The organism is Anaeromassilibacillus sp. D41t1_190614_C2 (genome assembly GCF_015558525.1).
Lineage (GTDB): Bacteria > Bacillota > Clostridia > Oscillospirales > Acutalibacteraceae > Anaeromassilibacillus > Anaeromassilibacillus stercoravium.
In genome coordinates this window covers 171245-194497 of the sequence record NZ_JADMOD010000001.1, presented here as the reverse complement: position 1 = coordinate 194497, position 23253 = coordinate 171245, and the positions used below count along the sequence as shown (strand labels likewise).

Here is a 23253-nt window from a genome sequence, read left to right as displayed (position 1 = left end):
GTCATCCTTCAAATTGCTCCAGCACGCGCCGTGCTGCGGCGATTTCCCGCTCATCGGTTTCAAAAATGGTATATTCACTCATCATAGGCAGTCCCATATGCACATCGGATTTCCGATAGGCCATGGCACTGTCTTTTTCTTTTTTGGCGGACAAATGGAAGCTTTTTGCGCCCGTCTTGGCGGCAAGCTGCGCCATATTGGCGGAATGGACGCCGCTGCCCACAAGAATGTCCACTTTCCCGCCGGCAGCCTGTACCAAATCATGCAGGAGCGCCGCTCCTTCGAGCGCGCTGTCCCTCTGCCCGGAGGTTAGGATGGTATTGACCCCTAGTTCCTTTGCTTCTCCCAGCGCGCGGAACGGATCTGCGCAGACGTCGAACGCGCGGTGCAGCGTCAAGTGGCGGTCCCCGCAGAGTTCCCGGATCCGCTTCATGCGGGAAAGGTCGAGATTCCCATCCGGCTGCAAAAATCCCACGACAATTCCATCCGCACCCGCCTCCACAAAGGCTTTCACATCTTCCGCCATCACTGCGAATTCCTCTTCCGAATAGCAAAAATCTCCGAACCGTGGGCGAATCAGCACATGTACACGCATCCCTGTGCGTTCTTTGACCTGACGGAAGAAGGAAAGACCCGGCGTCAAACCGCCAACGACCAATCCGCTGCAAAGCTCCAGGCGGTCCGCTCCGCCGCGGTGGGCTGCTTCCGCCGAAGCCGTGCTGTCCACGCAAGCTTCCAAAAGAAAATCCTTCATAAGTGACCTCCCATATTTTTCTTTTTCCGATTGTATCACATCCCGGTGGAAAAATCCAGATAAGCGGTGATCCCTTCAAAATAAAGCTCTGGATGCTCAGGCCCTTCGTTAAGCATCATCCATTTTTGAAACGGCTGGCAATCCTTCTTTCCTATACAAAGATCAGGTTTAGCAAAAGCAAGAGCGTCACCCCTGGGATTCCCGCTGCGCCGGACACCCCGATCGCCAGGGGGCTGAGTGGGATGGAGACCCCGGTAAAAACGCCTGTCAAATTGACGGCAACCAAAGCGCATAGGCCCATCACAATCCCTCCTATGGCGCGCTGGACTGGATGCGCTGCCCGTACAATAGCCTGCAAAAGCACCAACAGGGCAAAAACGCCCAATCCAATCAAAAGCATCGTCCAATGATTCATGTCCCTTTCCCCTTTCCCATAGCAATCTGAAACATCTGCCCATTACACCGCGGAAAATGGCCCGGAAGATGGAACGCTTGGTGCGGCCGGGCTTCTTTTTCTCACATCACTCCTTTTCCAAAAACTCCCCGTAAAACAAGGGAAGGGACAAGCCCACCATGGACTTATCCCTCTGCCCTCTTCGGTTGAAACGGTTCGCAGCTGATCCCTTTGCGCCGCGCCGTCCCCAACAGATAACGGTACCGCGCCTGTAACGCCTCGCGCTGGTAGATGCATGCTTCGATCAAATTTTCATCGCACTCCAGCTGGAACCAAAGGTCGTTGCAGGCCATGAGCCGCGCAACCTCCCGGAGTTCCTCCAGGAGCTGCCGTTTCTCCTGTTCCTGCTTTTTATCTGTCTCCCGGCTGTCCACACGTTGTATCAGTTTCAACACCGTTTCCATACGCACACCACTTTCCATTGCCGTCCTCATGCATTGGAAAAAGAGCGCTTCCTCAATGCATGAATCTTCCGCGTGTATTTTTATTTCTATGTGAATATGGTGGACATTTATTCCATCCTTTATACCAGTTTGCGGTAAAAAGCTTTAAAAAATAAAAAAAGCCCCGAAAGGGACTCTGAAATAGAGCGCTCTTTCCGGGCATTGCCGATTATGCATTTTCAGGCGTAGGCTCCACCGGGAGGAAATCAATCCGCCCGCTTGCGACGTCCGCCGCCACAGCCTTGACGCGCAGCGGCTGGCCGATGGTCAGCTTCCGGCCGGTGGTGGCGTCGTATTGCGTAATCATTCCATCAAATTCAAAATGGGCCCCTTCAAAGGAGGTGATGGGGACAAACCCTTCCACTGTATTGGGAAGCTCGACAAATACCCCCCGCATGGTTACGCCGCTGATGACACCGGTGGCCTCTTCCCCGATATGCTGCCGCATATATTCCGCCATGTAGCAATCCTCTGCACTGCGCTCCGCCGCCATCGCCCGGACCTCGCATTTGGAGGAATTCGACGCTGCTTCGCGGGCAAACTCCGTATAATGCGCGGCAATCTGCTTATCCTTTGCAAGGTACGCGGACAGGATGCGGTGGATCGCCGTGTCCGGGTACCGCCGGATCGGGGAGGTAAAATGGCAGTAGTCCTCCAAAGCCAAGCCGAAATGGCCGACCGGCTGGGTGTCATAGCGCGCCTTTGCCATGGTGCGCAGCAGCTGATGGGAAATCACCTTCTGCGCAGGCGTCCCTTCCGCCTGCTCCATGATCGCCGCAAAATCCGCCGTCTTGACGCTTGCACTGTGCCGCAGGGAGACCGGGTTCAGGCCCAAGGCCCCTACCAAATCGGCCAGGGACTCCACACGGTCCGGGGCCGGCTGTTCGTGGATGCGATATACAAAGGGGAGGTTGGCGCGTTTCGCCAATTGCGCCGCCGCCTGGTTTGCGGTAATCATCAATTGCTCGATCATCTGCTCCGCCTCTCCGCTCTCGCGGGGCTGCACATCCACGCAGACGCCCTGCCCGTCCAATACAAAGCGGGACTCTGTGCTGTCCAATTCCACCGTGCCACTGCGCTTCGCGCGCGCCTTCAGGATCTCCGCAAGCTCCCGCGCCGCATGGAGCGACCGGATGACCGGCGAATATTTTTTGCGCAGCGCTTTATCCGCCGTCCCGTTGAACAGCTGATTGACCTCGCCGTAAACGCCGCGCACCTTCGAATTGATGATGCTCTTCCGGAAGCGGAACGAAAGGATCGTCCCCTGCTTGTCCAATTCGATGATGGCGGAAAACGTGAGTTTATCCTCCCCCGCATTGAGCGAACAAACGCCGTTGCTCAGCGCTTCCGGCAGCATGGGGATGACGCGGTCCGCAAAGTAGACCGACGTGCCGCGTTCCCTCGCCTCCAAGTCGATGGCGCTTCCCACCTTGACATAATGCGACACGTCCGCAATGTGCACGCCCAGGCGATACCCCAACCGCGTGCGGCTGACGGAGATCGCGTCGTCCAGGTCCTTTGCGTCCGGCCCGTCGATCGTACAGATGCCGAGCCCGCGCAGGTCGAGGCGGCCTTTGCGGTCTTTCTCCGTGATCTTTGACTTTCGAATCTTTTCCGCCTCTGCGAGGACCTCTTCCGGGAATTCCGTCCGAATCCCATTCTGGTCAATGATGGCATCCGCGCAAATCTTTGCGCTGTCCGAATTGCCATAAACCTTGATTACGCGGGCAGTCAGCCGGTCCGTCCCGGGAATCTGCTGGATCTCCGCCTGCGCTTTCACATGCGGGCGGAGATGTGGCAAGCTTTTCCTGGAAAGAGAAAGGTTGTAACGGATGGCGTCATCCGGCGCAAATTCCAGCCCCTCTTCGCCCTCCACCAACGTCCCGGTGAGCAGACGGCTCGCCCGTTCAGTGATCTGTTCCACATCTGCGGAAAGCCCCTTGCCGCTGCGCTCCAAATGGTTCAACACAACGGTATCCCCGATGAAGGCGGACTTCAGATGATCCGCATGGATGAACAAATCCTCCCCGCCGTCCTCCGGGCGGGCAAAGGCAAACCCCTTGCTCAGGGAGACAATCACCGCTCTTTTGACCCCGTCGATCTTCTCCACCGGACCGCGCAATTTTTCGCGGAGTGTGCCGCTGAAAGGCCGCTTTTCCCTTGGGGAACCCGCCCGTTTCGAACGCGCGGAAGACGCGGCAAGGCGCACGCGGTGCTTTTTATTGACCTGCAAAACCCCTTGCTGCCGCAGCTGGTCCATCGCCCGATAAAACAATTTTGGATCTTTTACACGCATTTTTTTCATCAGCCCACGCGAAGTCATCGCCTGCGGCGTCTTTTGCACAAACTTTAAAATCTGATCTTTCATTTCTTCCAACATACTCGATACTCCTATTGCGCCCATCGTGTGGCGCTTCTCAACAAAAATTCTTCCCAGTCCCTGTGCAATTTATTGCTTTCTCTTTTGGATTCTTGGCAGAAAAAAGCCCCGCTTATACAAGCGGGGCTTTTCGCGTCTTGATTTACGGGGCAAAGAACACAAGCGCATTCAGACCGATGACAAGGATAAAGAAGCCAACGGCAATCACCTTTGTCCACCGGGCAAGGAACGCGTCAACTGTGCGGGCCTGGTTCTTCGCAAGGAATGTATCCGCACCGCCTGTAATTGCTCCGAGTCCTGCCTGATGGCCTTCCTGCAACAGAACAACAACAATGATGGCGACGGAGAACAGAATCAGGACAATCCCCAAGATAATCTGCCAAACGCCCATAGTGCACCTCCGAAAATAGAACTGGGACGATTCTCCCAATCCGCTTTTTAGCTTAGAATATAATAGCACAAACGCGCATGTATTGCAAGCATCTTTTCGAAAGGTGTATTTTCTATTTTAAATACATCTATATTTTTCACATATTCTTTATAAAAATTGTTTAAAATAATTTCAAATCTGTAATTTTTATTGACAATTTTAAAGTATATTGTTATTTTAGAATTAGTAAATATATAGGAGGATAATTCCATTGTGGCTATTAATATTTGAAATTTCAATCATATAAGTATTTCTATGTTTTAATAGTATCAACTTGGAAAGGAGAATTTTAGAATGTTTAAAAAGATTTTTCTTCTTTACTTCTATGTACACTGCTGGTAACAATGATTTCTCTTCCAGGATACGCTATACCAAATCATATCACAGGTTCTTTTGCGTTGGATTATGATCCCTTACCGCCCAGTACGGCGGAAATTCAAGCAGCTACAGTAAGAGGACAAATATTACTTCGTACAAAGGCTCGTGGGGAAATCTCTATAAAACGCTGGCAACAAAGTGGGCAATCGTATAGTAACGACCTTATGCAAACTCAAAACGTTCCCATTGGAACCTATGGCTGCACATTAACAAGCTTTACCATGATAGCAAACTATTTAAGAGGTCTTGATTACGATCCTGGCCAAGTAAATAGAATCGTCGCAAATTATGCGTGTCCTTTTTATTATGAACAAGCAGGAAGTCGTTGTAGCTTAACGTTAGATTTGCATGATAGTTCTCGGACATATACCACGGCAGAACTTGCGCCTATTGTGGCCGATTCTATTAGCAATAAAAAGAGACCCGTAATGATTGGTATGGCGAAAGGAAGTAATACTCATTACGTTGTTGCTTATGCATACAGTGGAGAATTAATTTATATTAAAGATCCTGCTTCTTACAATTATCCCACTCTTCAAGACTATACCAACCAAGGATATATCATTAATCGGGTTTATAGTTACAAGTACTAATTTTGAATCGTCATATTAAGAGGGAGCTTTTTTATGAAAAAACATTGTTATCTATTAACATCAATTGTACTGCTATTCATTTTTTATGGCTGTACAAATTACGGAAATCCCTCATCATCGAATATAAATAATTCCACTCCTATTTCTTCCAACCAAAGTATTGATTATTCGCAAGCTCCTGAATTTTTGCCTACTGACCCCTCAACCGAATATGCCAAGGTCATTCAAGGCTATTCGCTCCAGGACATCGGCTTGACGGTGGACTCGTCCAAAACGTTTCACGATCCCAATCGGAACGCCGATGGCCTCTGGGGAGCGGAACACACGGCAGTCTCCGACTATTGGAACAGCGGCGAATTTTACGGAAACGTGACCCGCATCCATGTGGATACCAGCGAGCGGATGGTCGACTTTACGCCCAACAACATGTTTATTCTGCAATGTTTTAAAGAGAGCGAATGCAACGATGGAACTTGCGTCCTGCTAAAGGAGCAGTCCATCCCCGCCGCAGATGTCCGGAAAACATGCATAGTGGAAAAAGATGGCTATTTGATTTGCGACGTGACAGGCTTTTTCTATCCGGACGAGAGCTTCGAAGACCGAATCCAGGAACAGCAAGAGCTCTTTCCCGACTATGATTTTGAATGGGCTCGTTCCGTCTACGATTATGTCTCCGAAAACCTGTTGGACCTCATCCAGCCCGAGGCCGCATGAAGTCCCGCGCTATTTTCCAATCTGATGCACAGAATCATGTATAAACCGAGCCGGATACGGACATTCTAACAAAGGAATTCCGGGATGCATGCGTTTGCCGTTTCGGAAACCGCTTCGGGCGCTGGCGGCTATTGGCCGCTGGCGCCCGTTTGCTTTTGTAACACATCGCAATGCGGTAAGAAACGGTATGGATTCGCCCCTAGCGTACAAACAAAGCGGGAGAACCAATTCTTCGGTTCTCCCGCTCGATCGTTTGGTTGCTATCGGCCGGTTTCTAACCCCGGCCATCTTCGCCTGCATCCGGTCTCCACAAGCGGATGCGCTGGCAAACATCACAGCGTCAACTGTTCCCCTTCGGTCTCCTCCGGGGTAGGCAGCGTGCCCAACGCAGGGATATTCTTGCGGTAGCGGTCCGGCTTTTTCAGCATTCCCTCGGCATACGGCACCGCCCGCAGCAGACGCCCGCCTTTGCGCAGTGTCATCGCTGCAACGCCCTGCGTGTTGCGCGTCGTCTTGGGCTGTACGGCGCCCGTATGCATCAGGAGCATCCGCCCCTGTGCGCTGGTGAGAAGGAACTCGCAATCCTCCTGGATATACGCGATGGATGCCGCCGGGGATTTATCGCTGTACGCGCCGAGCAGCTTCCGGCGGTTCGTCTTGGTCGCGTAGGATTCCATATTGACCTTGGCAACTTTGCCATTCTCAAAGAAGAACAGCATATAGCCGCCGTAGTCCTTTGTCACCGCCATATAAATGGCGTTTTCGTCCTCGTCCATTCCGAGCTTCGCGGGGATGTATTCGCCCAATACGCTGGCCTTGGTGTCCCCAAAATCGGAAGCCTTTGCCTTGTACACCTGCGCCCGGTCCGTAAAGAACAGAAGGTCCACATTGTTGGTGCTCTCCAATTGCTGCACCACCTCGTCGCCCTCTTTGAGCTTCTGCTCCCCGCTCATGCGCAGCGACTGCGGCGTGATCTTCTTGAAATACCCATCGCGGGTGAAAAACAAATGCACGGGATAATCGGGGATTTCCTCCTCTTCCCGGTACTCCTCCAACTCGTCGGAATAGAGCAGCATCGTGCGGCGCGGCTGGCCGTATTGCTTTGCCACCGCCTGCAATTCCTTGATGATGATCCCCTTGACCTTTGCCTTGCTGTCCAGAATCCCCTGGAGCTCCGCGATGTCCTTTTCCAGCTGGCCAACCTCTTCCGTTCGCTTGAGGATGTATTCCCGGTTGAGGTGGCGCAGTTTGATCTCGGCCACATATTCCGCCTGCACCTCGTCGATGCCGAAGCCGATCATCAGGTTCGGGACTACCTCGGCCTCCTCCTCCGTGTTGCGCACAATGGCCACGGCCTTGTCGATGTCCAGCAGGATCGCTTGAAGGCCCTTGAGCAGATGGAGCTTGTCGCGCTTTTTGCTCAGGTCAAAATGCGTGCGGCGGCGCACGCATTCGATGCGGAACGCCACCCACTCCTGCAACAGGTCGCCCACGCCGAGCACGCGCGGAACACCCGCGATCAACACATTGAAGTTGCAGGAGAAGCTGTCCTCCAAGGGCGTAAACTTAAACAGGCGCTGCATCAGACGGTCCGGGTCCACGCCGCGCTTCAGATCAATGGTAATCTTCAGCCCATCCAGGCCCGTTTCATCGCGGATGTCGGAAATCTCCTTGAGCTTGCCGTGCTTTACCAGATCCACCACTTTTTCGACAATCGCTTCCACCGTGGTTGTGGGGGGGATCTGCGTGATGTCGATGCAGTTGACGGATTTGTCGTAGCTATACCGCGCGCGCACGCGGAAGCTGCCGCGTCCGGTCCGGTAAATCTCCTGGATGGACTTTGCATCGTAAACGAGCTGGCCTCCGCCGGGGAAGTCCGGCGCCAGCAGGGTGGTGGCGATGTCGTGCTCCGGGTCGCGCATCAGGGCAATCGTCGTCTGGCAGACCTCCGCCAGGTTAAATGGGCAGATGGAACTCGCCATGCCAACCGCGATGCCCGTGTTGGCATTGACCAGCACGGACGGGAAGCTCGCGGGCAGCAGGGTGGGTTCCTTCAAGGTGTTGTCGTAGTTGTCTACGAAATCCACGGTGTCCTTGTCAATGTCGTTGAAGAGCTCCTTGCAGAGATCGTCCAGACGGGCCTCTGTGTAACGGGAGGCCGCCCACGCCATGTCCCTGGAATAAAATTTGCCAAAGTTTCCCTTGGAATCGATGTATGGGTGTAGCAGCGCCTCATAGCCCCGGCTCAAGCGCACCATGGTATCGTAGATGGCGGCGTCGCCGTGGGGATTCAGCTTCATCGTCTGCCCCACAATATTGGCCGATTTGGTGCGGGTCGGGCCCAGCAATCCCATCTTATACATGGTGTACAGCAGCTTCCGGTGCGCCGGTTTGAAGCCGTCGATCTCTGGGATGGCGCGGGAGAGAATCACGCTCATCGCGTAGGGCATGTAGTTCTCTTCCAGCGTGCGGGTGATCCGCTGTTCCACCACCTCGCCCGCGCCTTCAATCACGCCGTTCGCCTTGGGACGGGCTTGAGGCGGGTCTTTGCGTTTTTTCGGCATCTGTTTCCCCTCCTTAGCTCACGTCCGCCGTATCGATGTAGCGGTATCCATTCTCTGCGATGAAATCCTTCCGCCCGGAGAGATTGTCCCCCAAAAGGAGGTCAAACATCTCCGCCGTCCGCGCCGCGTCCTCCGGCATGACCTTAATCAGGCGGCGTGTCTCAGGGTTCATCGTGGTCAAATTCATCATATCCGGTTCGTTCTCGCCCAACCCCTTGGAGCGCTGGATAGTGTACTTTTTCCCCTCCAGCTGCTTGAGGAAATCGTCCTTTTCCTTCTCCGTATAGGCGAAATACGTCTCATTTTTCGTCGTGATCTCAAACAGCGGGGACTCCGCGATGAACACCTTTCCCTCGTTGATGAGGGTCGGCGTCAACCGGTACAGCATGGTCAGCAGCAGCGTGCGGATCTGGAAGCCGTCCACGTCCGCGTCCGTGCAGAGGATGACTTTGTTCCACCGCAGCAGCGACAGGTCAAAAGTGGAAAGCTCCTTGTTGGCCTTTGCTTTGACCTCCACGCCGCACCCCAGGACCTTCAAAAGGTCCGTGATGACCTCGCTCTTAAAGATCTTATCGTAATCGGCCTTGAGGCAGTTCAAAATCTTGCCACGGATCGGCATGATCGCCTGGAAATTCGGGTCGCGCGCCTGTTTGCAGGCGCCCAGAGCGGAATCGCCCTCCACGATAAAAATTTCCCGCTCGCTCGCGTCGCGGCTGCGGCAATCCACAAATTTGGCCACGCGGCTCGTGACGTCCATGGTGCTGGTGAGCTTTTTCTTGATATTCAGGCGGGTTTTTTCCGCATCTTCGCGGCTGCGCTTATTGATGAGCACCTGCGCGGCGATTTTGTCCGCCTCCATCGGGTTTTCAATAAAGTAGATTTCCAGCTGATGGCGGAGCATCTCCGTCATCGCCTCCTGGATTCCCTTGTTGGTGATGGCCTTCTTCGTCTGGTTCTCATAGGAGGTCTGGTTGGAGAAGGAGGAAATCACCAGGACCAGGCAGTCCTCCACATCGGCAAAGGTAATTTTGCTCTCGTTCTTGTTGTATTTCCCCGTCTGCTTCAAATACGCGTCGATCTGGTAGACAAACGCATTGCGCACCGCCTTGTCCGGCGCGCCGCCGTGCTCCAGCCAGCTGGAATTGTGGTAGTATTCAATCTGCTTATTGCGGTTGGAAAAGGCCAGCGCCACATTGATCTTGGTGCGGTATTCCGGCTTGTCGGCGCGGTCGCGCACCTTGCGCTCCGTCTGCCAGAACTGCACCGAGGTCAGCGCATCCTCCCCCACCATTTCCTTCACATGATCGACAATGCCGTTTTGGTACAAAAATTCCGTGGTCTCAAATTTGCCGTTCACCTGGTTGCGGAACACAAATTTGATGCCGTCGTTGACAATGGCCTGCCGCTTGATGGTATCCAGATAGTACTCCACAGGGATATGGATATCCGTAAAGACCTGGATATCGGGCTTCCAGCGAATCTTGGTCCCGGTTGCCTTTCCGCTGTACGGTTCTTTTTGCAGGCCGCCCACATTTTCGCCGCGCTCAAAATGCAGGGTATACCGGAACCCGTCGCGGCACACCTCCACATCCATATACTCGGAGGCATACTGCGTGGCGCACAGGCCCAGGCCGTTCAGCCCCAGGGAATACTCGTAGCTCTCTGCGGAGGCGTTGTTGTATTTGCCGCCCGCATACAGCTCGCAGAAGGCCAGCTCCCAGTTGTAGCGCTGCTCCTTCTGGTTATAATCCACCGGGCAGCCGCGCCCGCGGTCAATCACTTCCACCGAATCGTCGGCAAAGCGTGTGATGGTGATCTCCTTGCCATAGCCTTCGCGCGCTTCGTCGATGGAGTTGGATAAAATTTCAAAGATCGAATGCTCGCATCCCTCGATCCCGTCCGAGCCAAAGATCACGGCTGGACGGCGGCGGACCCGGTCCGCCCCCTTCAGGGAGGAGATGCTCTCATTGCCGTAAACCGGTTTTTTTGCCATTTTTGCCCTCTCCTCAATCACTCAAAAAGTCCAAATCATATACAACACGTAATTATATGTCAAAACAATACAATTTGCAAATAAAATTGTCCGCCGCTGACTGGCAAAAAAAGGACGCTGCGCAATGCAACTTCTGCATTGGCAGCGACCCCTTTGACACACATTCTATAAACAACAATCAATGTTTCTCTGTATCGAAATCGCTGACGAACGAATCGGACTGCGGCTTTTCCTCCTGGGGCTTTTCCTCCGGAGGCTGATAGGTCCCTTCCATCACGGCGCGGAATTCCTCGCCGCTCATCTTTTCGTTGTGGAAAAGGAATTCGGCCACCTTCTGCAGCTGATCCATATGCTCGGTCAGGATGCGTTCCGTCTTGTGATATGCATCCTCCACCAACATCTTGATCTCGTTGTCGATCGCGGAGGCAGTCTCCTCGGAATAATTGCGGATATGCCCCATGTCCCGGCCGAGGAACGGTTCGCTGTCGTCCGTGCCATACTGGATCGGTCCCAGCTTGTCGCTCATGCCGTACTTGGTCACCATGGAGCGTGCAACCTTGGTGGCGCGCTCGATGTCGTTGGAGGCGCCCGTCGAGATGTCGTCCAACGTCAGGGCTTCGGCCACACGGCCGCCCAAAAGCACCACCAGGTCCTCCTTCATCTCCTTGCGGGACTGATAGGAGCGGTCCTCCGTCGGCAAATGCATGGTATAACCGCCCGCCATACCGCGCGGGATAATCGAAATCTGATGCACCGGGTCCTGCGTGGGGCAATAGTAGGTCGCCACGGCATGGCCGGCCTCATGATATGCCGTCAGCTTCTTTTCGCGGTCCGTCATCACGTGGCTCTTCTTCTCCGTGCCCACCACGACCTTGATCGTGGCCTCTTCGATTTCCGCCATGGTGATCGCCTTCAAATTCCGGCGTGCCGCCAACAGTGCGGCCTCGTTCAGAAGGTTTTCCAAATCGGCGCCGGTAAAGCCCGCGGTCGATTTTGCGATTGTCTTGAGATTCACGTCCGGGGCAAGCGGCTTGCCGCGCGCATGGACCTTGAGGATCTCCTCGCGCCCCTTGATGTCCGGATAGCTCACCACCACCTGGCGGTCGAAACGGCCGGGCCGCATCAAAGCCGGGTCCAAAACGTCCGGGCGGTTCGTGGCCGCGATCATAATCACGCCTTCGTTCGCGCCAAAGCCGTCCATCTCCACCAGGAGCTGGTTCAACGTCTGTTCGCGCTCGTCGTGGCCGCCGCCCAATCCTGCGCCGCGCTGACGGCCCACCGCGTCGATCTCATCGATAAAGATGATGCAGGGGGAATTCTTCTTCGCCTGTTCGAACAGGTCGCGCACACGGGAGGCGCCAACGCCGACGAACATCTCCACAAAGTCGGAACCCGAAATGGAGAAAAACGGCACGCCCGCCTCGCCTGCGACTGCACGGGCCAGCAGCGTTTTACCGGTTCCCGGAGGGCCCACCAACAAAACGCCCTTGGGGATGCGCGCGCCGAGCTCGTTGTACTTCTTCGGATTCTTGAGGAATTCTACGATCTCGCGCAGTTCCTCCTTTTCCTCGTCCGCACCGGCTACATCGGCAAAGGTCGTCTTGCGCTTTTCGTCGGCCATCTGCTTAATCTTGGCCTTGCCGAAGTTCATCTGCTTGCCGGCATCCCCCATGGTGGAATTCAGACGTTTCATCATAAACCACCACAGGAAAACGCCCAACCCCAGCACGATCAGCATGGGCAGCATGCTCACCAGCCAGGAGGTCTCGGGAGCGCGCTGGATGTCGCGCTGCATGCGCGCATTTCCCGGATGGTTGGCGTTGTATTCATCCACATAGGGCTGAATTTCCTGCAACAGATAGGTCGAATTCGGCGCCGTATAGTTGATGATCGTCTTGCTCTCGTCGTTGAGCTGCAGGCGCATCTCGCCCGTGCCCATATTGATCGAAAAAGCCGTGACCTGCTGATCTTCAAAGTAATTCACGATGTCCGAATAGACATAGCTCTTCTCGGTGGGGCGGCTGCTAAACAACAGGCCGATCACCAAAAACAGCGCAATCGGAATGCCGAGATAGATCAGCAGACGTTTCATTTTGTCTCTATTGTCCAAGTTATCCACTCCTTCACAGAGGGACGGTCAGCCGCCGTACACCTCCGGCTTTAAAATGCCCACAAAGGGAAGATTCCTATATTTCTCATCGTAATCCAGCCCGTAGCCCACAATAAAGGCGTCCGGGACCGTTGTGCCAACATAATCTGCGGTTATGTCTACGGTGCGACGCTCCGGCTTATCGAACAGCGTGCACAGCCGGATGCTCCGGGGACCACGGGATTGCAGGAGCTCCAGTATGTAGCTCAGCGTCATGCCGCTGTCCAGGATGTCTTCCACCACCAACAGGTCGTAGCCAGCCAGCGGAATGTCCAGATCTTTGACAATCTTGACGACGCCGGAGGTTTTCACGCCCGAACCGTAGCTGGACACCGACATAAAATCCACCCGGCAGGGAACGGAAATGGCCCGCATCAGATCCGCCATAAAGACGACGGAACCCTTCAGGACGCTCACCATCAGCAGATTCTTGTCCTTATAATCCTCGCTGATTTGTTTCCCCATCCGCTGGACAATGTTGGCCAGATATTCTTCGCTAAAAAGCACCTCTTTGATGTCGTTTAACATGTTCTGCCCGTTCCTTTCCTCATGAATTGTCTGAAACACGTTGATCCGCTGCTTCCTCCGGCTCCCATACGGTAATCAGAAGCATCTGCTCCGCATCCTTTGGCACACGGGCACGCTCCGACGGACCAAAGCCCTCCATCCATAGAATTTCCTTCCCATCCTCCAATAGGAGGATGCGATCCCGCAGCAAAGGCTCTATTTTGGCCTCATTAAACAACTTTTTTAACGATTTCGAAACGCCGCGCTTCGCCGGACGGAAGCAATCTCCCTCCCGGCGGTTTCGAAAGAACAGTTTAGATGTAATTGTATCATAGTTGATGCAATTATGAAATAACAAATTTTTAAATTTATTTTGGTTCTCCAGGTCTTTCTTGTGGATTTTCCTTAAAGCGGCCATCCGGCCGTCCGGCAGGCGGGTCGTTTTCCCTGTGACGGGCAGACTCCAAGGGGGAAGCGGCTTCTGCGCCACAAAGAGAGTATTGCCCTGCACGGCGAGTTGTATTCCACCCGGCGCGCTCAGGCTGCCGCGCCCCGCGCGGACCATCGCCGCCGCCTGTTCCAGATGAATTGCCTCCGGCTGGGCGCCTCCCGCACGCCGGAGGATTCGCTCCAGCGCCCGGACCAAAATGGCCGTGGGCAGCGCCGCAAGTTCCGTGCGGGAATAGCCGTTGGGGGTTTTTGCCCGTTCGACCGCCCGCTGTGCTTCCTCCTGCAAATAGGCCTCGTCGCGGGCAAGACGCGCTGTCATCCCCGCAATCTCCCGTTCCAACGCTGGGTTGACCGCTTTCAGCGCGGGCACCACGTCCAGCCGGACCCGGTTGCGGGCAAACCCGCGGTCGGCATTGGTTTGATCCGTCACGTATGGCAGATGGTAAAACCGGCAATACGCCTCCACCTGTTCCCGCGTGATGCGCAAAAACGGGCGCACAATCTTCCCCCGCACCGGCGGGATTCCACACAGCCCGCGCAGCCCCGCGCCGCGCGTCAGATGCAGCAGCACGGTCTCCACCTGGTCCGAAAGGGTGTGCGCTGTGGCGATGCGGTCCGTCTCGCGGTCCGCCAGCTCCTGAAAGAAGGCATACCGCACCTCGCGCCCGCATTCCTCAAGGCCGAGATTGCGCTCCCGCGCCTGCTGCTTTACATCCGCATGCAGGACGCGCAGAGGGATTCCGTTTTCTTCGCACCAGCGCCGGACCACCTCTTCGTCCTGATCGGCCGCGCTTCCGCGCAAGCCGTGGTTGACATGGGCAGCCAACACCTGCAAATTGGTGTGATAAACGAGAAAATGGGTAAGCGCCATCGAGTCAGCCCCACCGGACAGGCCGACAATCACCCTGCCCTGCGGTGGGAAAAGGCCAAACTCGGCGATTACCCCTTTGATTTGGCCTAGGATCTGCTGCATCTCCTCATTCATGACGCAGCACCTCCTGGGCGGTAAAACGCATAAATTCACCCTGCCAATGCAGCGGGACCGTCTTTGTCTCGCCATGGCGGTTCTTTGCAACAATACATTCGCCGCTGTTGCGATCCTCCGATTCGCCCGGCGCATCCGCAGAGGCATAGTAATCTTCGCGGTACAAAAACAGGACGATGTCCGCGTCCTGTTCGATGGAACCGGAATCGCGCAGGTCCGAGAGCATGGGGCGGTGCGTGGTGCGCTGTTCGCTCGCACGGGAGAGCTGGGACAGCGTCAGCACCGGGACGTTGAGTTCCTTTGCCATGATCTTCAAATTTCGCGTGATCTCGGAAATCTCCTGCACACGGTTTCCGTCCCCGCTGCGCTTGGTGGAACCGGACATCAACTGCAAATAGTCGATCACCACGAGGTCCACGTCCTTGAGGCGGCGCAGCTTTGCCTTCATCTCCGGGACCGTGATGCCGGAGCTGTCGTCAAAATACATCTGCGTCTTAGAGAGGATGTCGCCGCCCTCGATCAAGCGGACCCATTCCTCCTCCGTGAGCTTGCCGGTGCGCAATTTGGTGCCGCCCACCAGGGCCTCCGTGGAGAGCAGGCGCGAAACCAGCTGTTCCTTGGTCATTTCCAATGAAAAAAAGGCGACGCGCTTGTCCGCCTTGACCGCCGCATGGCGCGCGATGTTCAGCGCAAAGCTCGTCTTGCCCATGCCGGGGCGGGCCGCCAAGAGGATCAAATCCGAGCGGTTCAGCCCCGTGATGGTGTCGTCCAGCTCCTTGATGCCGGTGGGCACGCCCTTATATTGGTCGCTGTCCGGCGAATTGAGCAGATCCAGCCGGTCGAGCGTCTGGATGATGATCTCGTCAATCCGCTGCAACCCCTGCATATTCTTCCCGCGCCGGATGTCGAAGATGCGTTGCTCCGCGGAATCCAACAGGGTCGCTGCATCCGCCGTCCCGTCCGCTGCCTCTTCCATGATCTCCCGCGCGGTGGTAATCAGCGTGCGGATGTCGTACTTGTCCCGGACAATCCGGGCGTACGACTCCACATTGCTGATGGACGGCACGATCTGCGCCAATTGCAGCAGATACGTCTTCCCGCTCGCCTCGTCAAACTCCCGGCTCTCTTTGAGCTTCTCCAGGACCGTGACAAAGTCCACCGGCTTGCCCAGGGTAAACATATCCAGCATCGCGCCGTAGATCAGGCCGTTATTCGTCTGGTAAAAGTAATCGGGCCGCGGCAAAATCTCCGCCACGCGGTCCAGGCAGGAGGAATCCAGCAGGATCGCGCCCAGCACGGACTGCTCGGCCTCCGGGCTGAACGGCAAATTCAAAGCGCTATAGCCCGTTGAAAGATTGTCCATCCCGGAACCTCCTCCTTACTTCTGATATGCAAAATCCAAAATTACTCCGCTTCGGAAACCACCGCATAAATCTTCGCGCTGATCCCTGTATAGAGCTTGATCTGGCATTCATATGTGCCGAACGCTTTAATATCGCCGTCGATTTCGATCTTGCGCTTGTCGATGTCGATGTGATAGACCTTCTTGATCTCCTCTGCGATCTCCTTCGCCGTGACGGACCCAAACAGGCGGCCGCCCTGCCCGCCCTTGGCATACAGCTTGATGCTCTTGCCCTCGAGCTTTTCCGCGGCGTCCTTCGCATTGGCCTTCTCCACTTCGATCTTGTGCGCCTTCGCAGCCTCTGCGTTCTTCAATTCGTTCATCGCCTGCGCATTGGCCTCTTTCGCCAGCTTGCGCGGGAACAGGAAGTTGCGGGCATAGCCGTCCGAAACGCTGACGAGCTCCCCTTTCTTACCGGTCCCCTTAATATCCTGAAGCAATACGACTTTCATGATTGTTCCCTCCATGTAAAAAACTGTTCCAGTCCCTGATGGAAACCAGAGACGGACCGGAACCACGGAGAAAGGCAGGAAACGCCCTGTCTTTCTCCGTGATTCCGATGCAAAAAACCCTTTATTTCTGCCCAGCTGGGAGCTGCGCTTTTTCTTTGATCGCTGCCACCAGCTTGGTCCTTGCCTGTTCAATGGTCAAATTGGGAAGCTGGGTTGCCGCCATCGTGAGATGGCCTCCGCCCCCCAACACCTCCATCACCAGCTGGACGTTGATGTCCCCCAGGGAGCGCGCGGAAATATTCATCACATTCCCCGTTGGGTAGATGACAAAGGACGCCTTAACGCCCCGGATGGAAAGCAGCTCGTCCGCCGCCTGCGAGGAGACGACCCGGATGTCCGGGAATTCCTTATCGGCGCAGGCGATGGCGCAGTTCTGTTGAATCTCGGCCCCGGAGACAATTTTATACTTCGCCTTATAGCTGTCGATGGAATCGGCAAACATGCGCTTGACCTCCACCGTATCGGCTCCACGGCGGCGCAGGTAGGCGGCCGCCTCAAAGGTCCGCACGCCCGTCTTGAGCACAAAGCTCTTTGTATCCAGCATAATTCCCGCCAAAAGCGCTTCGGCCTCGTGCTGGGTGAGTGTGCTGTCCCCGATGTATTGCACCAGTTCCGCCACCATCTCCGAGGCGGAGCTGGCATAGGGCTCGTGGTAAAAGACAATGGCATTGTCAATGCGCTTGACCATCAGGCGATGGTGGTCGATCACCACCACGCGGCTCACATGGTTGAGCAACTCGCGGCTTTCCACAAAGTCCGGGGAATGCGTATCGACCACAATCAACAGCGTCCGCGGGGACAACTGCTCCATCGCGTCCATCGGGGAAAGGAACACCACGCGGTCGCCCGAATTGGCATCGATCCGTTCCACGATCTGCCCCGCAAGCGTTTGCTGGCGGTCCACCACGACAAAAGCGGGTTTGTGAAGCGCCTTTGTAATCACGCTCCACAGGCCGACCGCCGCACCCATCGAGTCGAGGTCAGAAAAGCGGTGCCCCATAATCAACACGTTTTCCGACTCTTTGATGTGGTCGGAGAGCGTCGCAGCGATGACCCGCGTGCGCACCTTGTCGCGCTTTTCCACGCCCTTGCTCAAGCCGCCAAAAAACTCATATGTATCGTTTTTCTGCTTGACGGCCACCTGGTCCCCGCCGCGCCCCAGCGCCATTTCCAGCGCTTTGCGCGCCCATTGTTCCGCCTCTTGCAGAGATTCCGCCCCGCGCGCCACGCCGATCGAAACCGTCGCGCTGCGGCGCTCCCCCGCCTTGATTTCCCGGATCTTGTCCAGGACTTCAAAGCGTTTCTCCATGGCCTGCCGGATATGAATTTCATCCGTCAGGATCAAAAAGCGCCCGCCGGAGAGCCGCCGGAGAAAGCCGCCCATGCTCTGCGCCCATTCGGTGAGCACCTGCTCCACCTCCGAGGCAATGCGCGCGTCCTCGCTGCCGCTGGAATCGCGCGCCAATTCCTCCCGGTTATCAAAATGCGCCAGCGCTACCACCGGGTGCTTTTCCACATATTCCCGGTTGATCGCCTTATAATAGGTGTCGTCCACCAAGCAGAGGATATGCCCCTGCTCCGTCTTTGACGCAAATGCAGTAAACTGCCGGTCCCCGATGGTCACATCCGTCCCTTTGGCCGCCACCACCTGCTGGATGGTGTGCGGGTACAGGAACTTCATCACATTTTCCCCGCGGCAATCGCGCGCCCTACCCGCGCTCTCTAAAAAGGCGGCGTTGGCCCAAACAATGTCCCCCGCCTCCCCCACGATCGCCATGGGCATGGTAAACTGTTCCAGAGCATCGTACTCTTTTCCGAAGAGCACCTTCTTGGCCGCTTTGACAGAGGTGTATACATAGCTCTGGAAGCGGATATGCACAATGGCAATGGCGAGGATCGCTACAACGGCTACCACCGCCTCGATGAAAAAAACCATCTTGTGGCCGGTAAACCAGCTGATCAGCGCCATAATCAGCATCGCCGCCGCCAGTACAAAGCAGATCGGCGATGCCACCCAAACCTTTTTTTTCACGGTTGATCTCCTTCAACACTCCCGTGCTTCTTGCGCATGGCAGGGCCTCAGACCTCCATAATGATGGGGAGGATCATCGGGCTGCGGCGCGTGCGCTCATACAGGAACCGGGAAAGTTCATCTTTGATGCGCGTCTTGAGCGTGCCCCAATCGTGGATATGGTGCTCGGAACAGCTCTCCAACGCCGCGGCGACGCGCTTTTTGGCCTCGTCGATCAACGGCTCCGCCTCACGCACATAGACAAATCCGCGGGAGACCACATCCGGGCCGGCCACGATCTGCCCGTTGTCGTCGATGGTACATACCACGACAATCAGGCCGTCCTCTGCCAGATGCTTGCGGTCCCGCAGCACAATGCTCCCCACGTCCCCTACGCCGAGGCCGTCCACCAGGATACGCCCGGCGGGTACGGAGGTGAGCTTCTTCATATACTCGTGATTGATCTCCAACACATCGCCGATGTCGCCGATATAGACATTGGCGGGGTCCATCCCCATAGAGATGGCCAGCCCTGCATTTTTACGCAGGTGCTTTTGCTCGCCATGGAACGGGATGAAATATTTCGGCTTTGTGATGCCCTGGATGATTTTGAGTTCCTCCTGGCAGGCGTGGCCGGACACATGCACTTCATACATGGATTCGTAAATCACTTCGCAGCCCCGCTTTAAGAGCTCATCGACCACCGCGCCCACGGTCTTTTCGTTGCCGGGGATCGGCCTTGCCGAAATAATGATAAAGTCCTCCGGGCCGACCTCCACCTTCCGGTGGTCGGCAAACGCCATGCGCGTCAAAGCGCTCATCGGCTCCCCCTGGCTGCCGGTTGTAATCAAGACCACTTTCTCGCGCGGGTACCGGTTGAGCAGGTCGATGTCGATCAACACGCCGTCCGGAACCTGTAAATAGCCCATTTCCACCGCGATACCCATGACGTTCAGCATGCTTCGGCCCGAAAGCGCCACCTTGCGGCCATAGCGCACCGCACAGTTGATAATCTGCTGCACGCGGCTGATGTTGGAGGCAAATGTCGCGATGATAATGCGCTTCTTCTCCGCCTTCTTAAACAGGCTTTCGAAGGTATTGTCCACCATTTGCTCGGTCTTGGTGTAACCGGGACGCTCCGCGTTGGTGGAATCGGCCAGCAACGCCAAAACGCCCTCGTTTCCCAGCTCTGCAAAGCGGCCCAAGTCGATCATCTCGCCCCAAGCGGGCGTGCAATCAATCTTAAAGTCGCCGGTGTAAACCACCGTGCCAGCGGGCGAGTGGATGGCAAAGCCTACGGAATCCGGGATCGAATGGTTCACATGGATGAATTCCACATCCATGCAACCCAATTTCACCGTCTGGCCCGGCTTGACCACATTCATCTTGACCTTCCCGGAAAGGCCGTGCTCTTTGAGTTTCCCATCGACCAAACCAAGGGTCAGCATCGTGCCGTAGATGGGCAAATTCACCCTTTTGAGCAGATACGGCAATGCACCGATGTGGTCCTCGTGCCCATGCGTGAGCACAATCCCGCGGATCTTATCCGCATTGCGCTCCACAAAGGTGAAATCCGGCAGCACCAGGTCTACGCCCAGCATATCGTCGTCTGGGAAAGACATGCCGCAGTCGACGATCAGCATATCGCCCTCACACTCGTAGAGGGTAAAGTTTTTCCCGATCTCATTCAGGCCGCCCAAAAAGTAAATCCGGATGGACGGCTTCTTCGCTCCACTGTTCTGCCCCCGCTTTTTTCCCCGCGGGGCCGCAGTCTTTGTTTCCTTGCTGTTCTGGTGCTGTGCCTTTTCCGGCTCCGCCTTTTTCGGAGCACGGCGCATCGTGCGGCGCTTTGACGGTTCCGCTTTCGCCGCCGGCGCCTCCGCCTGGATGGGCTGTTCCGGCCGCTGCGGCAGCGTCACTTTCCCATAAAGCGCAGGGTGGATGCCCGCCGCTATACCCATCTCGTTTTTCTCAGGCGGATTGGATGTTCCTTCATGATTCCTATTTTGTTCTATCAAAGTACAACCTCCATTGTCTCTTGGATACGCCGATAAAACGCCCGCCTGCAAACGGTGCCTGGCGGCGTTGGCCCTCCAAAAATCATAATGATATATTTTTAATCCGCACTCCATTGCCCCGCGCTGTGCCTTCCCACACGCCCCGGAACCGCGCGCATTAATTGCCAAAACAAAACCTTAACGTACACAACAGCAAAGAGGCCCGTTCCCCGGCGCCTCCTAATCGCTCTGCCTCAATTGTATGCCGACCGCGGGCTGGATGTCCATTTGGATTCGTCAGGCCCACCAGTTTTAATTGTCATTATTGTACCTTGATTCCGTATAGCTGTCAAGGTATGAACCGCCGGCCGGAATCCCTGTCGTTATCCCTATTATTGCCCCTTGCAATTTTCTTCAAACATTTCATAGGCCAAAATCGAAAAAACTCTTCTGCAAAATTATGATATAATGAGGACGATCCATACCGGCGCAGCCAGCGCTGCCATGCTTCCTGCCAGGGTCCTCCCAAGCATTTCTCAGGCTTCTCGCCTCTTTTAAGTGGACGGGACTCGGAAAAGCTTGTATGGGATACGCAATCAACCGCATAAGCGGAAACAAAGGACGGAAACTATGAAACACGTAGAAATCTTTACGGACGGCGCCTGCCAGGGCAATCCCGGCCCCGGCGGATGGGGGGCTATCCTGCGCTTCAACGGCGTAGAAAAAGAAATCAGCGGGGGCGACCCGGACACCACCAACAACCGCATGGAGCTGATGGCGGTGATCCGCGCGCTGCAATGCTTGAAAGAACCCTGCGCCGTCACGCTTTGCAGCGATTCGCAGTATGTCTGCAACGCGATCGAAAAGGGTTGGGCGGTCAAGTGGCGGCAAAATGGCTGGCGGAAAGCAGACAAATCCCCCGCCCTGAACACCGACCTCTGGGAGATCCTCCTGCACTTGCTGGAAATCCATCGCGTGGAGATCGTCTGGGTGCGCGGGCACAATGGGCATCCGGAGAACGAGCGGTGCGACCGTTTGGCCGTTGCGGGCGCCGAACGCGCCAAGGCCGCCGGCGCTGTCGTTTGACCCTTGGCGATGCAAGCGTGTGTGCCCCCTCTGTCTACACGGGCCTCCTGCAAGGATTCTCCCCTATTTTGCCATCCTTCAACAACCTTTGCCACTTTGAAACTTTTTTGCAAAAAGGGCTTGCAAAGTATACTGGAATAGTGTATATTCAATTCATAGTAAATTAGTAAGGATTAAATATTCCTGTACCGGCAATCCCTGGTACGGGGTATGGAAGTACCAATCACATTTTGGAAAGGAAAGGTGCGTATCCATGGCACGTTTTGTTTATGCGGACAACGCCGCAACTACGCCGGTTTCCCCTACCGTCTTTGCGGCCATGAAACCGTTTTATACCGACCTTTATGGCAATCCCTCCAGCCTATATTCCGTGGGCCGGGAGGCCAAAAAGCACCTGGAACTGGCCCGCGCAGACGTCGCGGCCTGCCTGAACGCCGAACCCAACGAGATCTTTTTTACATCGGGCGGAAGCGAAGCGGACAACTGGGCGATCAAAGGGATTGCCCATCAGCTTGCCAAAAAGGGGAAGAAGCACATCATCACATCCAAATTTGAGCATCATGCGGTGCTTCATACCTGCGCATCGCTGGAAAAAGAGGGCTTTTCCGTCACCTATTTGGACGTCCACGCTGATGGACTCGTACGGCCGGAGGAATTGGAAGCGGCGATCCGCGAGGACACGGCCCTGGTGACGGTCATGTATGCGAACAACGAAATCGGCACGATCCAGCCGATTTCGGAAATCGGCGCCATCTGCCAGAAGCACGGCGTTTTGTTCCACACCGACGCTGTACAAGCGGCCGGCACACTGCCGGTCGACGTCAAGGGGCAGCACATCGACCTGCTTTCGCTCTCCGCGCACAAGTTCCACGGGCCGAAAGGCGTGGGCGCGCTGTTTATCCGCAAAGGCATCTCGCTTCCCAATTTGGTCGACGGCGGCGCGCAGGAGCGCGGACGGCGTGCCGGCACGGAAAACGTGGCCGGGATCGTCGGATTGAGCGTTGCGCTCAAAGAGGCCTGTGCTACCATGGCGGAGCGCACCAAGCGTTTGACCGCTATGCGGGACCGGCTGATCGACGGGGCATTGCAGATCGAGCGCACCCGCCTGAACGGCGACCGGACCAAACGCCTGCCAGGGAACGTCAACCTGTGCTTTGAGGGCATCGAGGGGGAGTCCTTGTTGCTGCTGCTGGACTTAAACGGCGTATGCGGTTCGTCCGGCTCGGCCTGTACGTCCGGTTCCCTCGACCCCAGCCATGTGCTTCTCGCAATCGGCCTCCCACATGAAATTGCGCACGGCTCCCTGCGCCTCTCCTTCAGCGACCAAAACACGGAGGAAGACGTCGATTACATCTTGGAAGTACTTCCCGGCATCGTGGAACGGCTGCGCTCCATGAGCCCCCTATGGGAAGAGATCGTGAACGGGCAAAAGGCCGATTGAATCAAAACAC

General features: G+C 55.7%; 18 protein-coding genes. 4 read left to right on the top strand and 14 right to left on the bottom strand.

Translation table 11 applies throughout. The features are described from left to right. Position 1: 1 nt before the first annotated feature. The 5 genes from I2G69_RS00820 to secG form a co-directional block, all read right to left on the bottom strand. Positions 2–754, bottom strand: a complete 753-nt coding sequence (locus I2G69_RS00820; RefSeq protein WP_195560030.1) for a copper homeostasis protein CutC — start codon at positions 752–754, stop codon at positions 2–4. 151 nt (positions 755–905) lie between these two features. Continuing rightward, positions 906–1169, bottom strand: a complete 264-nt coding sequence (locus tag I2G69_RS00815) for a pro-sigmaK processing inhibitor BofA family protein (RefSeq protein ID WP_087230042.1) — start codon at positions 1167–1169, stop codon at positions 906–908. Between the two features lie 164 nt (positions 1170–1333). Further along, positions 1334–1630: a DUF2508 family protein gene (locus I2G69_RS00810; RefSeq protein ID WP_242969614.1), complete on the bottom strand. Its 297-nt coding sequence runs from the start codon at positions 1628–1630 to the stop codon at positions 1334–1336. Between the two features lie 190 nt (positions 1631–1820). Beyond that, positions 1821–4031 (bottom strand): ribonuclease R, encoded by a 2211-nt coding sequence (gene rnr, locus I2G69_RS00805; protein WP_195560029.1) that lies wholly within the window; start codon positions 4029–4031, stop codon positions 1821–1823. A gap of 142 nt (positions 4032–4173) precedes the next feature. Beyond that, positions 4174–4422: a preprotein translocase subunit SecG gene (gene secG / locus I2G69_RS00800; protein ID WP_191362305.1), complete on the bottom strand. Its 249-nt coding sequence runs from the start codon at positions 4420–4422 to the stop codon at positions 4174–4176. A gap of 437 nt (positions 4423–4859) precedes the next feature. On the opposite strand from secG, the gene I2G69_RS00795 reads away from it, so the two are divergent. Both I2G69_RS00795 and I2G69_RS00790 read left to right on the top strand, forming a co-directional pair. Beyond that, positions 4860–5432, top strand: coding sequence for a papain-like cysteine protease family protein (locus tag I2G69_RS00795; protein ID WP_191395131.1), 573 nt, complete (start codon positions 4860–4862; stop codon positions 5430–5432). Positions 5433–5618: 186 nt separating this feature from the next. After that, the gene (locus tag I2G69_RS00790) at positions 5619–6146 is read left to right on the top strand and encodes a hypothetical protein (protein ID WP_195560028.1); all 528 of its coding nucleotides are present in this window, start codon (positions 5619–5621) and stop codon (positions 6144–6146) included. Between the two features lie 332 nt (positions 6147–6478). On the opposite strand, the gene I2G69_RS00785 is transcribed toward I2G69_RS00790, so the two are convergent. From I2G69_RS00785 to I2G69_RS00745, 9 genes are all read right to left on the bottom strand, one after another. Beyond that, positions 6479–8710, bottom strand: a complete 2232-nt coding sequence (locus tag I2G69_RS00785; protein ID WP_195560027.1) for a DNA gyrase subunit A — start codon at positions 8708–8710, stop codon at positions 6479–6481. Positions 8711–8723: 13 nt separating this feature from the next. Beyond that, positions 8724–10703 carry a DNA gyrase/topoisomerase IV subunit B gene (locus I2G69_RS00780; RefSeq protein ID WP_191362308.1) on the bottom strand — a complete coding sequence of 660 codons (1980 nt, stop codon included), beginning with the start codon at positions 10701–10703 and terminating at the stop codon, positions 8724–8726. Between the two features lie 178 nt (positions 10704–10881). Next, positions 10882–12813: an ATP-dependent zinc metalloprotease FtsH gene (gene ftsH, locus I2G69_RS00775; RefSeq protein ID WP_087230024.1), complete on the bottom strand. Its 1932-nt coding sequence runs from the start codon at positions 12811–12813 to the stop codon at positions 10882–10884. Between the two features lie 27 nt (positions 12814–12840). After that, a complete protein-coding gene (gene hpt, locus I2G69_RS00770) occupies positions 12841–13380 on the bottom strand; it encodes a hypoxanthine phosphoribosyltransferase (protein ID WP_087230316.1) in 540 nt (179 codons plus the stop codon). Between the two features lie 19 nt (positions 13381–13399). Continuing rightward, positions 13400–14794: a tRNA lysidine(34) synthetase TilS gene (gene tilS / locus I2G69_RS00765; RefSeq protein WP_243254711.1), complete on the bottom strand. Its 1395-nt coding sequence runs from the start codon at positions 14792–14794 to the stop codon at positions 13400–13402. Then, a complete protein-coding gene (gene dnaB, locus I2G69_RS00760) occupies positions 14787–16157 on the bottom strand; it encodes a replicative DNA helicase (protein ID WP_087230021.1) in 1371 nt (456 codons plus the stop codon). Before dnaB ends, tilS begins: the two co-directional genes overlap by 8 nt. Positions 16158–16198: 41 nt before the next feature. Next, entirely contained in the window at positions 16199–16648 is a 450-nt protein-coding gene (gene rplI / locus I2G69_RS00755; RefSeq protein WP_087230019.1) for a 50S ribosomal protein L9, read from the bottom strand. Between the two features lie 121 nt (positions 16649–16769). Beyond that, positions 16770–18740, bottom strand: a complete 1971-nt coding sequence (locus tag I2G69_RS00750; protein WP_087230016.1) for a DHH family phosphoesterase — start codon at positions 18738–18740, stop codon at positions 16770–16772. Between the two features lie 47 nt (positions 18741–18787). Next, positions 18788–20557, bottom strand: coding sequence for a ribonuclease J (locus tag I2G69_RS00745; RefSeq protein ID WP_442858878.1), 1770 nt, complete (start codon positions 20555–20557; stop codon positions 18788–18790). Between the two features lie 789 nt (positions 20558–21346). Between I2G69_RS00745 and rnhA the strand changes: the two genes are divergently transcribed. Then, positions 21347–21802: a ribonuclease HI gene (gene rnhA, locus I2G69_RS00740; protein WP_087230013.1), complete on the top strand. Its 456-nt coding sequence runs from the start codon at positions 21347–21349 to the stop codon at positions 21800–21802. Between the two features lie 253 nt (positions 21803–22055). Next, positions 22056–23243 (top strand): cysteine desulfurase NifS, encoded by a 1188-nt coding sequence (gene nifS / locus I2G69_RS00735; protein ID WP_195560026.1) that lies wholly within the window; start codon positions 22056–22058, stop codon positions 23241–23243. Positions 23244–23253: the final 10 nt, after the last annotated feature.